The organism is Brevundimonas sp. VNH65, assembly GCF_049445955.1.
Classification (GTDB): Bacteria; Pseudomonadota; Alphaproteobacteria; order Caulobacterales; family Caulobacteraceae; genus Brevundimonas.
The window spans coordinates 119,750-133,727 of sequence record NZ_JBMSDX010000010.1 but is presented as its reverse complement, the minus strand read 5'-3'; the positions used below and the strand labels follow the sequence as shown (position 1 = coordinate 133,727).

12 protein-coding genes and 1 pseudogene are annotated in these 13,978 nt (G+C 68.0%); 5 read left to right on the top strand and 8 right to left on the bottom strand.

All coding sequences use genetic code 11. From position 1 onward, the window contains the following. From ACO2Q1_RS14805 to mce, 4 genes are all read left to right on the top strand, one after another. Positions 1 to 1,983, top strand: coding sequence for a biotin carboxylase N-terminal domain-containing protein (locus ACO2Q1_RS14805; RefSeq protein ID WP_423330248.1), 1,983 nt, complete (start codon positions 1 to 3; stop codon positions 1,981 to 1,983). A gap of 175 nt (positions 1,984 to 2,158) precedes the next feature. Continuing rightward, positions 2,159 to 3,544: a methylmalonyl-CoA mutase family protein gene (locus tag ACO2Q1_RS14800; RefSeq protein WP_423330247.1), complete on the top strand. Its 1,386-nt coding sequence runs from the start codon at positions 2,159 to 2,161 to the stop codon at positions 3,542 to 3,544. 11 nt (positions 3,545 to 3,555) lie between these two features. Continuing rightward, positions 3,556 to 5,715 (top strand): methylmalonyl-CoA mutase, encoded by a 2,160-nt coding sequence (gene scpA, locus ACO2Q1_RS14795; RefSeq protein ID WP_423330272.1) that lies wholly within the window; start codon positions 3,556 to 3,558, stop codon positions 5,713 to 5,715. Then, positions 5,712 to 6,131: a methylmalonyl-CoA epimerase gene (mce, locus tag ACO2Q1_RS14790; RefSeq protein WP_423330246.1), complete on the top strand. Its 420-nt coding sequence runs from the start codon at positions 5,712 to 5,714 to the stop codon at positions 6,129 to 6,131. Before scpA ends, mce begins: the two co-directional genes overlap by 4 nt. Positions 6,132 to 6,191: 60 nt before the next feature. Here the strand turns inward: mce and ACO2Q1_RS14785 are convergent, their stop codons facing one another. The 7 genes and pseudogenes from ACO2Q1_RS14785 to uvrB all read right to left on the bottom strand — a co-directional run bounded on the left by ACO2Q1_RS14785 (position 6,192) and on the right by uvrB (position 12,194). Further along, positions 6,192 to 6,830: a hypothetical protein gene (locus tag ACO2Q1_RS14785; RefSeq protein ID WP_423330245.1), complete on the bottom strand. Its 639-nt coding sequence runs from the start codon at positions 6,828 to 6,830 to the stop codon at positions 6,192 to 6,194. A gap of 414 nt (positions 6,831 to 7,244) precedes the next feature. After that, positions 7,245 to 8,033, bottom strand: a complete 789-nt coding sequence (locus ACO2Q1_RS14780; protein ID WP_423330244.1) for a DpnI domain-containing protein — start codon at positions 8,031 to 8,033, stop codon at positions 7,245 to 7,247. A 27-nt stretch (positions 8,034 to 8,060) separates the two neighbouring features. Next, the gene (locus tag ACO2Q1_RS14775; RefSeq protein WP_423330243.1) at positions 8,061 to 8,279 is read right to left on the bottom strand and encodes a hypothetical protein; all 219 of its coding nucleotides are present in this window, start codon (positions 8,277 to 8,279) and stop codon (positions 8,061 to 8,063) included. Positions 8,280 to 8,328: 49 nt separating this feature from the next. After that, a complete protein-coding gene (locus ACO2Q1_RS14770) occupies positions 8,329 to 8,814 on the bottom strand; it encodes a TIGR02391 family protein (protein ID WP_423330271.1) in 486 nt (161 codons plus the stop codon). Between the two features lie 76 nt (positions 8,815 to 8,890). Next, positions 8,891 to 9,562 (bottom strand): hypothetical protein, encoded by a 672-nt coding sequence (locus tag ACO2Q1_RS14765; protein WP_423330242.1) that lies wholly within the window; start codon positions 9,560 to 9,562, stop codon positions 8,891 to 8,893. A gap of 120 nt (positions 9,563 to 9,682) precedes the next feature. Next, a pseudogene (locus ACO2Q1_RS14760) lies at positions 9,683 to 9,811 on the bottom strand (hypothetical protein); the annotation flags it as partial. 103 nt (positions 9,812 to 9,914) lie between these two features. Next, positions 9,915 to 12,194, bottom strand: a complete 2,280-nt coding sequence (gene uvrB, locus ACO2Q1_RS14755; protein WP_423330241.1) for an excinuclease ABC subunit UvrB — start codon at positions 12,192 to 12,194, stop codon at positions 9,915 to 9,917. Positions 12,195 to 12,311: 117 nt separating this feature from the next. On the opposite strand from uvrB, the gene ACO2Q1_RS14750 reads away from it, so the two are divergent. Beyond that, positions 12,312 to 13,028, top strand: coding sequence for an extensin family protein (locus ACO2Q1_RS14750; protein ID WP_423330240.1), 717 nt, complete (start codon positions 12,312 to 12,314; stop codon positions 13,026 to 13,028). 39 nt (positions 13,029 to 13,067) lie between these two features. On the opposite strand, the gene ACO2Q1_RS14745 is transcribed toward ACO2Q1_RS14750, so the two are convergent. Then, entirely contained in the window at positions 13,068 to 13,898 is an 831-nt protein-coding gene (locus ACO2Q1_RS14745; protein WP_423330239.1) for a CVNH domain-containing protein, read from the bottom strand. Between the last annotated feature and the right edge of the window lie 80 nt (positions 13,899 to 13,978).

Genomic DNA, 13,978 nt, shown 5'->3' with positions numbered 1-13,978 from the left:
ATGTTCTCCAAAATCCTCATCGCCAACCGGGGCGAGATCGCCGTTCGGATCATCAAGACCTGTCGCCGGATGGGCATCAGGACGGTGCTGGTCCATTCCGACGCCGACACCGGGTCGCTGGCGTACGAGATGGCCGACGAGACCGTCCACATCGGTCCGTCGCCCGCCGCCCAGTCCTACCTGCTTCAGGACAAGATCGTGGAGGCCGTCCGGCAAACCGGCGCCGAGGCCGTCCACCCCGGCTTCGGCTTTCTGTCGGAAAACCCGGTCTTCGCGCGCAGGCTGGAGGCCGAGGGCATCGCCTTCATCGGCCCCAACCCCCACGCCATCGAGGCCATGGGCGACAAGATCACCTCCAAGAAGTTCGCCGCCGAGGCGGGCGTCTCCACCGTGCCCGGCCACATGGGCCTGATCGACACCCCGGAACAGGCCGTCGAGATCGCGCGCGGCATCGGCTATCCGGTGATGATCAAGGCGTCGGCCGGCGGCGGCGGCAAGGGCATCCGGGTCGCGGAATCCGACGCCGACATGGCCGAAGGCTTCGCGGCGGTGAAGGCCGAGGCCCTGACCGCCTTCGGCGACGACCGGGTCTTCCTCGAGAAATTCGTCGTCAATCCGCGCCACATCGAGATCCAGGTGCTGGGCGACAAGCACGGCAACATCGTTTCGCTGTTCGACCGCGAATGCTCGATCCAGCGCCGCAACCAGAAGGTCATCGAGGAGGCCCCCTCCCCCCTGCTGGACGAGGCCACGCGCAAGAAGATGGGCGACCAGGCCGTGGCCCTCGCAAGGGCTGTAAGTTACGACTCGGCCGGCACGGTCGAGTTCGTCGCCGGTCAGGACCGCAGCTTCTACTTCCTGGAAATGAACACCCGGCTGCAGGTCGAGCATCCGGTGACCGAGTTGATCACCGGCGTCGATCTGGTCGAACAGATGATCCGCTCGGCGGCGGGCGAGACGATGGCGTTCAAGCAGGACGACCTGAAGATCAACGGCTGGGCCATCGAGAGCCGCATCTATGCGGAAGACCCCTATCGCGGCTTCCTGCCCTCCATCGGCCGCCTCGTTCGCTACGAACAACCCGAGGAAGGCGATCAGGGAGACTACACCGTCCGCAACGACACCGGCGTCCGCGAGGGCGACGAGATCTCCATGTTCTACGACCCCATGATCGCCAAGCTCTGCACCTGGGGCGAGACGCGGATCGCGGCCGTGGACGGCATGGCCCGCGCGCTGGAGGACACCCACCTGTCGGGCCTCGGCCACAACGTCCCCTTCCTGGCCGCCGTCATGGATCAGGAGCGGTTCCGCTCAGGCGCCCTCTCCACCAGCTACATCAAGGACGAGTTCCCCGACGGCTTCCACGGCGTCCCCGCCGGGCCGCTGCAACGCGACGTCCTGGTCGCCGCCTCGGTGGCCATGCACGAGATCGTCTCCGAACAGGCCAGCGATCCGTCCGACCGCACTGACTGGATCGTCCTGATCGACCGCGAGCCCGTCGGGGTCAGCCTGTCCTATGACGACGACGAGGCCCTGACGCTCGAACTGGCGGGCGAGGACCGCACCCTGCGCCTGTCGGATATCGACTGGCGTCCGGGCCTCGCCCAGTTCCGCGCCGTGCTGGACGACGTGCCCTTCACCGCCGAGGTCCGCCGCGTCGCCGACGGCTTCGACATCCGCTCACGGGCCACCCGCGCCCGCGTCCGCGTCTTCACGCCCCGCATGGCTGAACTGTTCGCCCGCCTGCCCGAGAAACAGGCCGCCGACACCTCCAAACTGATCCTCTCTCCCATGCCCGGCCTCGTCGTCGCCATCGCCGTGACGCCCGGTCAGGAGGTCAAGGAAGGCGAGACCGTCGCCATCATCGAGGCCATGAAGATGCAGAACATCCTCAAGGCCGAACGCGACGCCGTGGTCAAATCCATCGGCGCCAAGGCCGGCGACCCGGTGGCCGCCGACGACGTGCTGGTGGAGTTCGAGTGATGCTTCCCTTTCGTCATTCCGGGCGGAGGGCCTCCTGGCCCGCAGACCCGGAACAAGGCGGCGCGCGCGAGCGCGAACCTGTCGCGCACGCACCTTTGTCCACCATCGCCTTCGCTTCGCTGCGGTGCCGCCTTGTTCCGGGTCTCCGCTGCGCTGCGCCCGGAATGACGAACGCATGACCTTCCCCCTCCCCTCCCCCCTCGACTGGCGGGACAGCGCCCGGAAGGCGCTGAAGGACCGGCCGCTCGAATCCCTGATCTATCTGGATGCGGACCACCTGACCGTCCGCCCCCTCTATGGCGATGCGACCGGCGTCGACCCCATCTTCGCCCCCCGCCCGTCGGACGCCGACGGCCGCGCCTGGGACCTGCGCACGCTGGTCGAGGGCGAGGAGGCCGAGGCCGTCAACGCCGCCGTCCTGACCGATCTGGAGGGCGGCGCCGCCTCCGTCCTGATCTCCGGCGGCGTCGCGACCGACACCGCCGCCCTGGCCCGCGCCCTCGACGGCGTGGCGCTGGAACTGGCCGCCGTGGCCTTCGACGCGGGCCTCGAGGGCCCGGCCGCCGCCGACGCCCTGGCCGCCGTCGCCAAGGGATCGCCGCGCGCCAAACTGGCCTTCCACCTCGACCCGATCTCCGCCTTGGCCGAAGTCGGCGGCGCTGATCGTCCGTTGACGGACCATCTGGCCGAGGCCGCCGCCTGCGCCGCCCGTCACGCCGCCACCTATCCCGACGCCGGCCTCTTCCTCGCCTCCGGCCGTGTGGTCCATGAGGCGGGCGGATCGGCCGCCCAGGAGCTGGGCTTCGCCGCCGCCTCGGCCATCGCCTGCATCGACGCCGCCGTCGACGCGGGCCTCTCCGTCGAGCGCGCCCTGTCCGGCGTCGTCCTCGGCGTGTCGGTGGACCAGACCTATTTCGACGCCCTGGCCAAGGTCCGCGCCCTGCGCCTGATCTGGAAGACCATTTCCGGCGCCTACGGCCACGAAACCCCCGCCGTCATCGAGGCCCGTTCGTCGCGCCGCATGCTGGCCGCGCGCGACCCCTGGCCCAACCTGCTGCGCCTGACCGCCGCCGGGTTCGCCGGCGCCGTGGGCGGGGCCGATGTCGTGGTGCTGGACGGCTTCACCCGCGCCTCGGGCCGCCCCGACACCTTCGCCCGCCGTCAGGCCCGCAACACCCAGATCGTCCTCATGGAGGAGGCCAACCTCGGCCGGGTCGACGATCCCGCCGCCGGCTCCTGGTTCCTCGACAGCCGCACCCACGATCTGGCCAGGGCCGGCTGGGACGAGGCGCAACGCATCGCCCGCGAAGGCGGCCTGATCGCCTCCCTCGAAGGCGGCGCCGTCCAGTCGCGCGTCGCCGCCGCCCGCACCGCCTGGCTCGTCGCCTTCGCCGACGGCCGCCACCAGATCATCGGCGTGACGAAATACGTCGATCCCGACGTTCGACCCGCGCCCGTGGAGGCCGCGCCCGACGCGACCGCGCCGACCGCCACGCGCTGCAAAATCGCCCCCCTCTCCCCCGTCCGCGCCGCCGCATCCTTCGAGGAGGCCGCCCAGTGAGCGCATCCGGCATGAGCCGCCCCGACTTCACCAAGGTCACCCTCGACCTGACCCCCACCGGCGACGGTCCAATCCGCGCGCCCTGGACCACGCCCGAGGAGATCACCGTCGCCCCGGCCTATGGCGCCGCCGACATCGAGGGCCTCGAACACATCCACGGCCTGCCCGGCTTCGCCCCCTTCGTGCGCGGCCCCTATCCGACCATGTATGCGGGCAATCCCTGGACCATCCGCCAGTACGCCGGCTTCTCCACCGCCGAGGAATCCAACGCCTTCTATCGCCGCAACCTCGCCGCCGGTCAGAAGGGCCTCTCCATCGCCTTCGACCTCGCCACCCACCGCGGCTACGATTCCGACCACCCGCGCGTGAAGGGCGACGTCGGCATGGCGGGGGTGGCCATCGATTCCATCCTCGACATGCGGACACTGTTCGACGGCATCCCGCTGGACCAGATGTCGGTGTCGATGACCATGAACGGCGCCGTCCTGCCGATCCTGGCCCTCTATGTCGTGGCGGCCGAGGAACAGGGCGTCCCCCACGCGAAACTGACCGGGACCATCCAGAACGACATCCTCAAGGAGTTCATGGTCCGCAACACCTACATCTACCCCCCCGCCCCCTCGATGCGGATCATCGCGGACATCTTCGCGTGGACGGCGAAGGAGACGCCGAAGTTCAACTCCATCTCCATCTCCGGCTACCACATGCAGGAGGCGGGGGCCTCGGCGGACATCGAGCTGGCCTATACCCTGTCGGACGGCGTCGAATATCTGCGCGCGGGCAAGGCGGCGGGCATGTCGATCGACGCCTTCGCGCCGCGCCTCAGCTTCTTCTGGGCCATCGGCATGAACTACTTCATGGAGGTGGCCAAGATGCGGGCCGGCCGCCTGCTGTGGGCCGAGGCCGTGCGGCGCGAGGGCGGGACCGATCCCAAGTCCCTGTCCTTACGCACCCACTGCCAGACCTCTGGCTGGTCCCTGGCGGCCCAGGATGTATTCAACAACGTGCCCCGCACCATGGTCGAGGCCATGGCGGCGGCGGGCGGCCAGACCCAGTCCCTGCACACCAACGCCCTGGACGAGGCCCTGGCCCTGCCGACCGACTTCTCGGCCCGCATCGCGCGCAACACCCAGATCCTGCTGCAGCAGGAGACCGGCCTGACCCGGGTCATCGACCCCTGGGGCGGCTCCTACTATGTCGAGCGCCTGACCCACGAGCTGGCCGAAAAGGCCCGCGCCCACATGGCCGAGGTCGAGGCCCTGGGCGGCATGGCGAAAGCCATCGAGGCCGGCATTCCCAAGCTCCGCATCGAGGCCTCCGCCGCCCGAACCCAGGCCCGCATCGACACGGGCCAGCAGACCGTCGTGGGCGTCAACGCCTACCTCAACGACACGCCCGACGACATCCCGATGCTGAAGGTCGACAACGCCGCCGTCCTGGCCGCCCAGATCGACAAGCTGAAACGCCTGCGCAGCCGTAGGGACGAAGCCGCCGTCACCGCCGCCCTCGACGCCCTGACCGAGGGGGCGCGCGGCACCGAGAACCTGCTGGAACTCGCCGTCCGCGCCGCCCGCGCCCATGCCACGGTGGGCGAAATCTCCGACGCCCTGGAGGCCGCCTTCGGCCGCCACGTCGCCTCGGTCCAGACCGTCTCGGGCGTCTATGCGAAAGAGGCCGGAGGTGACCCCCGCTTCGCCCGAGCCCGCGACATGGTGGCCACCTTCGTCGAGAACGACGGCGGCCCGCCGCGCATCCTGATCGCCAAACTGGGCCAGGACGGCCACGACCGGGGCCAGAAGGTCGTCGCCACCGGCTATGGCGACCTCGGCTTCGACGTCACCGCCGGCAGCCTGTTCCAGACCCCGGCCGAGGCCGCCCGCGACGCGGTGGCCTCGAACGTCCACGCCGTCGGCGCCTCGTCGCTGGCCGCCGGCCACCTGACCCTGGTGCCCGAGCTCAAGGCCGAGCTGGAGCGTCTGGGCCGTCCCGACATCATGATCGTGGTCGGCGGCGTGATCCCCCCCGGCGACGTCCAGCCCCTGATCGAGATGGGCGCCGCCGCCGTCTATCCCCCCGGCTCGGCCATCGCCGACACGGCCGTGGACCTGATCGAGAAACTGAACCAGCGCCTCGGCTACGCCCAGCCCGCCCCCGCGAAAGAACCGGCATGATCGGAAACCTGAACCACGTCGGCGTCGCCACCCCCTCCATCGCCGACAGCATTAAACTCTACCGCGACGTCCTCGGCGCCACGCGGATCGGCGAGCCCTTCGACCTGCCCGCCCAGGGGGTGAAGGTCTGTTTCGTCGACACCCCCACGGCCCAGATCGAACTGATCGAGCCCTTTGACGACACATCCCCCATCGTCGGCTTCCTCGCCAAGAACCCCAGGGGCGGCCAGCACCACGTCTGTTTCGAGGTCGAGGACATCCACGCCGCCGTCGCCGACATGCGCGCCAGGGGCGTCACCATTCTGGGCACCGGCGAACCCCGCATCGGGGCGCACGGGACGCCGGTGGTGTTTCTGCATCCGAAGGAAATGGGCGGGGTCCTGATCGAGCTGATGGAACGGCCGAAGGATCACTGACCAATCATTCCTCCCCCATCGGGGGCGGCGGCTCGGCGCGCAGCGGGGAGACGGAGGGGGCTAGGCGCGCGCACCGTGGGCGTGTTCGGCCCCCTCCACCCCTTCGGGGTTCCCCTCCCCCGGCGGGGGAGGATTTGATCCGCAATCATCCCCCGCTTCCAAAACCGAGTCGGGAGAGTCGGGAGAGTCGGGTTCGGCGGGGTGGGGGCCGTGTTCGAGGCGCAGGGCGTCTTCGGCCTCGACCCAGCGGTGCAGCTCGGCCTCGCGGGCGTCGAGGATTTCGGCGACGCGGTGCCAGCGCAGGGCCTCGGCGGCGTCGCCGCGCAGCACGGCCCGCATCATGCGGGCGTCGGCGACATGGCCCAGATCGGCCCAGTCGAGCCGGTCGAGGTCGCCGCCGATCCGCTCCTCCAGCAGCCGCCCCTCGTCCCAGGGATCCAGGCGGCGGGGATCGAGCGCCGCGGGCGGGGTCCAGGGCTGGTCCGCCCGCCGCCAGCCTTGCCGCGCCGCCCGGTCGCGCAGGGCCGACAGGGTCACCCCGTGCCGCCGGCAACAGTCCGGCCCCGACATCCCGGCCAGATAGTCGGCCTGCACCGCCGCCCACACCTCGACCGGCGCCGTGCGCCGCCCGGTGCTCACGACTTCGGTGTTCGCCGCCTCTTCCGCCATGCCCACGCCTCCGGTTTCAGGGGCCGCCATTATAGGGCCGCGCCGAGGGGCGGCCGGATGATCGGGCGAAACGGCGAGGCGGGTGTTGATCGGATTGGGGAATTTCGGGCGCGGAGTGTCGGAAGGCGGCGTTTGGGCGTGGGGTGGCGGCACGCTGTCTCCTCCCTGCGCCGCAGGCGTGGGGAGGTGGCTCGTAGCGTAGCGAAGAGACGGAGGGGTTCTTCCCGCTCTCTCTTTCGTCATTCCGGACGGACCCCGGCGAAAGCCGGGGGGAGACCCGGAACAGGGCGGCGCCGCAGCGAAGCGAAGGCGATGGGTCAGCGAGCGATGTGCGCGACAGCTTCGCGCTCTCGCGCTCGTCACCCTCCGACTCGATCGGAGGGCGCCCTGTTCCGGGTCTCTGGTCGCTCCGCTCCCGCCGCCCGGAATGACGAAAGCGGAAGATCAAACCCGCCGATACGCCCCGCGCCCGTTGAACGCCAGCCAGCCGCGATCCCGCAGCACCTGAAGCTGCTGCCTGATCTTGGGGCGGACGTTATTGTTGTCGGGATAGAGGGCCGACAGGCTCGCCTCGTGGGCATAAACGTCGTCGAGGGTGAACTCGGGCCGCCCGATGGCCTCGACCGCGTTCATGACGGCAAGCAACCAGCCGCGCGCGGTCTGCTTCGTCTCCCGCAGGAACAGGGTGGATCGCCACTGGTCCAGCACCGTCGCCTTGGGCACATGCAGGCCGGTGCGGATCAGGGAGATGCGCCCGGCCAGAGGCACCTGGCCGATCAGAATGTTGCAGCCTTGCCAGCCCGCGCGACGCGCGGTCATCGACAGGGGCTTGCGCGGCTCGATGATCGCCTCGGTGAAGAAGTGGGCGGGGACGACGATCAGGTCGGTGACGCGGGTGCGCGCCTTGTCATACCCCATGACCATCAGGCTGGGATTGTTCGCCGCCGCCAGCCGCGCCTTCATCGCGCCGTAGGCGCCGTTGACCAGCTTGCGGTCGATCCGCCCCTTGGTGGCCTTGAGTTCGTATTCCTCGGTGCACATGCCGCAATGAAAGTCCGCCACCGGAGAGTTGGCTGTAAAGGCCGTCAGGGGTGCCGCGCCACAGCTCGGGCAGAAGCCGTTTTCGGCGATCCAGCCCTCGCTCAGCACCCGGGCATTCTGGGTCGCGCCCCTATAGACGGCGCCCTCTTCATCAAATCCTAGATTGCTCCAGGGGATGTCGTCTTCGACCATACGCCAGAGTGGCCATACGTTGGTTATTCAGCCCTTACCGCGCGTGTAGTCATCGATGTCGTTCCAGTCCTCGTCGATGGCTGACACGCGGACCGCGTCGAACTCCGTTACGCCTTGGTTCTTCCAAGCGACTTTGACGTGGCCTTCATAGACGAGATCAACGGCTTCCTCAGCAGAGTCGGCTTCGACCTCGCAGGTGTAATCGACGTAGGCATCGACGCGGGAAAGGACAGTGAACACAGGCATGGTAGTAGCTCCCTGAGAAAATTCATGGATCCACGACAATGGGTTAGCGTCAATCGCGCTCTGCCGATTGGTCTTTCTCGATTGACACACCGGCGGTCGCAACGCTCGCGACCTTGGCCTTTCGAAGAAGGTGCTGGGCGAACAGGATCAACTCTAGCGCTGTCTCTCCTTCATCGACCCACCCGAACTCGTGGGTAACCGGGTTCCGAATGCCTAACATTGAGCCAGCATATAAGTGCATATAGCCGCGTTGCTCGTCCTTCTGCGACTGACTACGTCTCTCTGACCAGTAAAGTCTTGGTCTATTCGCGCTAAAAACAGTTTCCATAAGAGCCGTGCCGCTTTGAGAGTGCGCGGACGCACGTGACTGGACGAGCTTCTCAACGGCCTTGAACGCCTCTTGGACCGCAAGAGAATGATGCCCTGAGGCAAACAAATCTCTGGACACTTCAACGATTTCTGTCTCGGTTACAGTTCGAGAATAAAGGCCCGAATATCCCGCTTCCTCAGAAGAGGGCGATGGCAAGGACAGCATTCGCGGCGCTGGCAAAGCCAGTACTGACCGAGCCAATCCAGCCTCGAGCAGATGTTCTTGTAGGGCCTGCAGCCGCTTAAGTAGCGGTACCATCATAAAGATACCGCCTCATCGCAGAGAAAATCGACTCAATCTGATCTGACGATGCGTCCGCACCGATATGAATCTGGACGTTGACATTCAGCGGCATCTGATCAGGTGACGGTGCCCGCACTTTTGCTTCCCTCCGTGCGTTTTCCGAGACAGTTTTTTTCGGGACATCCCCTGTGCTCGCCTTGGAAGATGGCTTCCTCTGCGCGCCTGTGCCAGCCCCAGCTGACTTGGGCGTCGAGGCATTTGGCTCCGCGCTGCTGATCAGCAGATAAGTTGCGGCCTTATTGCCGGCAGTGCCCCTTCCAAGCCCCTCTCGTGTGAACCACGAAATGACCTTTTGGCGATCGGCCTCACCTGGCGGCGCGATCTGGATGAGGCTCTCCGGATAAGTCTGGGAGAGGATGTCTGAGACAGCATCGGCGTAGGTGTCATCGTGCCTCCACCTCTGGCCGAGCTCCGTGGCCTTTCCGTCTTCATCAAGAATGCCAGCTCGGCGCAGTTCCACCACGTACTGCTTGGCTGCGGCCTCCTGGACATTGAGCTGCACGCCAAGGGTCCGCTCCGATATCGGCGAGTTTGGCGAGCGCTGAAGGAGCGCGCGCACGCCCCACCACACGGTCGAAGGAATTTGAGGAAAGCTCTGCTTCTCGGCCATGTTCACCTCCTGTTCCTCACTCCATTGCACACGCACTGATTCCACGCAATGGCAAAGCGCTCATTATACCGGCAATGAGGGACTCGTGGAGGACTCCCGTGGTGCGAGTGGAGTCCACCCCTACCCCCGCCCCTTCCTGAACGCCTCCGCCTTCTCGGCCGCCGCCTCGGCGCGCCACTTCTTCGGGGCGGACTTGTCGACGGTCTCCCCCTCCCCGGTCAGGACCTCGTTGGCGAATTCCAGGTCCATCACCCTCCGGTCAAGCCGGAGGGCTAAAGGCGCGCCGGATTGAAGAGCCCCTCCACCACTTCGTGGTCCCCCTCCCCGTCGCAGCGCGACAGGGAGGAGAGGGTCAGTCGCCGCCGACCATGTCCTTGGCGAAGTCGAGGTCCAAGAGTTTCATCCTCTTGATTTCATCTCGAAGGCGGGCGGCGGTTTCGAACTCGAGGTTGGAGGCGGCCTCGCGCATCTTCGCCTCCATGTCCTTGAGGGCGGCCTGGAAGTTGGAGCCGGTGAAGGGTTTGGCCTCCTCCTTGACGCCCGGCGCGGTCAGCTTGTCCATCGCGCGGGACTCATAGGGGCTGTCGAGGATGTCCTTGATCTCGCGCTTGACGCTCTCGGGCGTGATGCCGTGGGCGAGGTTGTATTCGACCTGTTTCTCGCGCCGGCGGTCGGTCTCGGCGATGGCGCGCTCCATCGAGCCGGTCATGCGGTCGGCGTAGAGGATGACGCGGCCGTCGACGTTGCGGGCGGCGCGGCCGATGGTCTGGATCAGGGAGGTCTCGGAGCGGAGGAAGCCCTCCTTGTCCGCGTCGAGGATGGCGACCAGGCCGCATTCGGGGATGTCGAGCCCCTCGCGCAGCAGGTTGATGCCGATCAAACAGTCGAAGGTCCCCAGCCGCAGGTCGCGCAGGATCTCGATCCGCTCAAGCGTGTCGACGTCGGAGTGCATGTAGCGGACGCGGACGCCCTGTTCGTGCATGTATTCCGTCAGGTCCTCGGCCATCTTCTTGGTCAGGGCGGTGACCAGGGAGCGGTAGCCGGCGCGGGTGGTGGCCTTGACCTCGTCGATGACGTCGTCGACCTGGTTGCGGGTCTGGCCCGAGACCGGGCGGATCTCGACCGGGGGGTCGATCAGGCCGGTGGGGCGGATGACCTGTTCGACGAAGACGCCGCCCGTCCGGTCCAGCTCCCACTTGCCGGGGGTGGCCGAGACGTGGACCGTCTGGGGCCGCATGGCGTCCCATTCGTCGAACTTCAGCGGGCGGTTGTCGATGCAGGACGGCAGGCGGAAGCCGTATTCGGCCAGGGTCGACTTGCGCGCATAGTCGCCCCGGAACATGCCGTTGATCTGGCCGATGGTGACGTGGCTCTCGTCCACGAACAGCAGGGCGTTGTCGGGGATGTATTCGAAGAAGGTCGGGGGCGGCTCGCCCGGCGCGCGGCCGGTCAGCCAGCGGGAATAGTTCTCGATCCCGGCGCAGGAGCCGGTGGCCTCCATCATCTCCAGATCGAAGCGGACGCGCTGTTCGAGGCGTTGCGCCTCCAGCAGCTTGCCGTTCTCGACCATCCAGTCGAGCGTCTCCTTCAGCTCGGCCTTGATCCCGGTCATGGCCTGGTTCAGCGACGGGCGCGGGGTGACGTAGTGGCTGGCGGCGTAGACGGTGACCTCCTGCAGGTCGTTGGTCTTCTTGCCGGTCAGCGGGTCGAACTCGGCGATGGCCTCGATCTCGTCCCCGAACAGGCTGATGCGCCAGGCCCGGTCCTCCATGTGGACGGGGAAGATCTCGATCGTGTCGCCGCGCTTGCGGAACATGCCGCGCTCGAAGGCCGCGTCGTTGCGCTTGTACTGCAGCGCGATGAGGTCGGCGCGCAGCTTGGCCTCGTCGATCTGGTCCCCGACCTTCAGGGTGAAGGTCATGGCGGTATAGGTCTCCACCGACCCGATGCCGTAGATGCAGGAGACCGAGGCCACGACGATGACGTCGTCCCGCTCCAGGATCGCCCGCGTCGCCGAGTGACGCATGCGGTCGATCTGCTCGTTTATGGAGGAGTCCTTCTCGATGTAGGTGTCGGTGCGGGGGACATAGGCCTCGGGCTGGTAGTAGTCGTAGTAGCTGACGAAATACTCGACGGCGTTGTCGGGGAAGAAGGCCTTGAACTCGGAATAGAGCTGGGCGGCGAGGGTCTTGTTGTGGGCGAGGATCAGGGCCGGGCGCTGGGTCTGTTCGATGACCTTGGCCATGGTGAAGGTCTTGCCGGAGCCGGTGACGCCGAGCAGGACCTGGTCGCGATCGCCGGCCTCGGCCTGGGCCGCCAGTTCGGCGATGGCGGCGGGCTGGTCGCCGGCGGGGGTGTATTTCGTTTCGAGGCGGAAGCGGCCGCCCTTCTTCTTGCCGTCATGGCTGGGGCGGTGGGGCACCCAGTCGTCCGGCTTGCCGGGGGCCTCGGCGGGGGTCAGGCGCGGTCCTCCGGTCAAGCCGGAGGATGACGAAGGCACGGGGGCGAACATCGGCATCTTGCCGGTATCGTGGATGAAGGCGGCCGCGGCCTCCCTGACACCCGCGTTCGGGGTGTGGACCGGCTTGGCCGAACGCGGCGCGGCGCCCTTGGGAGTCGAGGAACGGTTCATGAACGGAACTTAGTGCGAGAGGGGCGCTGTCGCCAGTCAACGCGCCGGGCCGGGGACAGGATGCTGACAAACGCCGGCGCCAGGGTGGCGGCGGCGAAAAGCGGATAGGGTCGGCGGATGAAGCGAATCTGGGTGGTGATCGGGGTGGTGCTGCTGTCCGGCTGCGGGCGGCTGATCCCCGACGCGCCCGCGCCCGGCCCGAGACCCTGGACGCCGCAGCAGACGCCGGTCGGCGGCGGGCTGGTCGACCGGCCGGTGGACGGCGGGACCCGCGACCGGATCACGCGGACGGCGGCGGATCCTGCGCGGTGTGTGGCGGAACTTCAGTCGGCGCGGATCAACTACGTGCCCTCGGCGGACAGGGTGAACACGCAGACCTGCTTTCTGCAGAACGCCGGCGTGATCGGGCCGGACATGGGGACGGTGGCGCGGCTGGCGCCGGCGGGGCCCACGGCGACCTGCGAACTGGCGCTGGCGCTCAGCGTCTGGCGGCGACAGGTTGTGGAGCCGGCGGCGCGGCAGATGCTGGGATCGGACGTCGTCCAGATCGACCACATGGGGACCTACGCCTGTCGGCCGGTGAACAATCGGGCAGGCGCGCGACCCAGCGCCCATTCACGGGCGGCGGCGTTCGACTTCGCGGGGGTGCGACTGCGCGACGGGCGGCGGATCACGGTCCTGGCCGACTGGAACGACGCCGGGCCGGAGGGCGCCTTCCTGAAACGGATCCGCGACGAGGGCTGCCGGGTGTTCGGCACGGTGCTGTCGCCGGAGTACAACGCCGAGCACCGGGACCACCTGCATCTGGAGCCGGGTCAGGCATTCTGTCGATAGTAGGATCGGGGAGGACGCGCGCGCCCTCCCCGTCCGACGTCAGCGCACCGAGGAGATGCGGTTGCCCATGCCGATGCGGTTCAGATCGGCGACCGAGCGGCTGAGGGTCTGGCAGGCGCCGCGGAAGTTGGCGTCGACACAGACCTGAGCCCGGCCGCGCACGATGCGGATCGAGCGGACATTGTCGTTGAAGCCCGGATACCAGGCCAGGTTGGCGGCAGGGCCGCGCACGCGCAGCGACTGACCGCGATAGTTGGCGCTGGTGTAGAGGATGGCCTCGAAGTTGCCGCCGATCGGGGGCTGGACGCCGCCGCCGGGACCGCCGGGGCCTCCCGGACCGCCGGGCCAACCCGGGCCGCCGTGGCCCGGACCGCCCGGATTGCACCCCAGCCGGCCGCGATCATTGTAGATGTCCCGGTTGCCGCAAGGGCGGATGTTCAGGCTGGCGGAGACATAGCGACCGCGCTCGTCGGCGCACTGGGCCTGGAGCACGTCGCCGCGCACCGAGGCGTTGCGGCACGACCGCTGATAGCTGCCGGTCGGGACCTGGGGCGGGCGCGGCGGCTGGGGTCCGGCGCCGGAATCGCAGCGCAGATAGCCGTTGTCGTTGCGGATGTCCCGCCCGCGACAGCCGTTGGTGTCGATCGAGGAGAAGACAGGGGCACCGCGGCTGTTCGGGCACTGGGCGCTGAGGATATTGCCGTTCAGATTGGCGCCGCGGCAGCTCTGCTGATAGCTGCCGGCGGGCAGGTTTCCGCCGGGTCGGGGCGGACTGGACCGGTTCTGGGCCAGGGCCGAGGCGGCCAGCCCCCCCGCCACGAGGGCGGCGACGGCGGCGGCGAGACCGGTGGAGAGGCGAAGGCGAGACATCGGCGGGCTCCCTGTCCAGCGCCGTCGATCACGGCGCGGGCTCACCCTACGCCGAACGCGGCTATCGGCAATGGGACAGG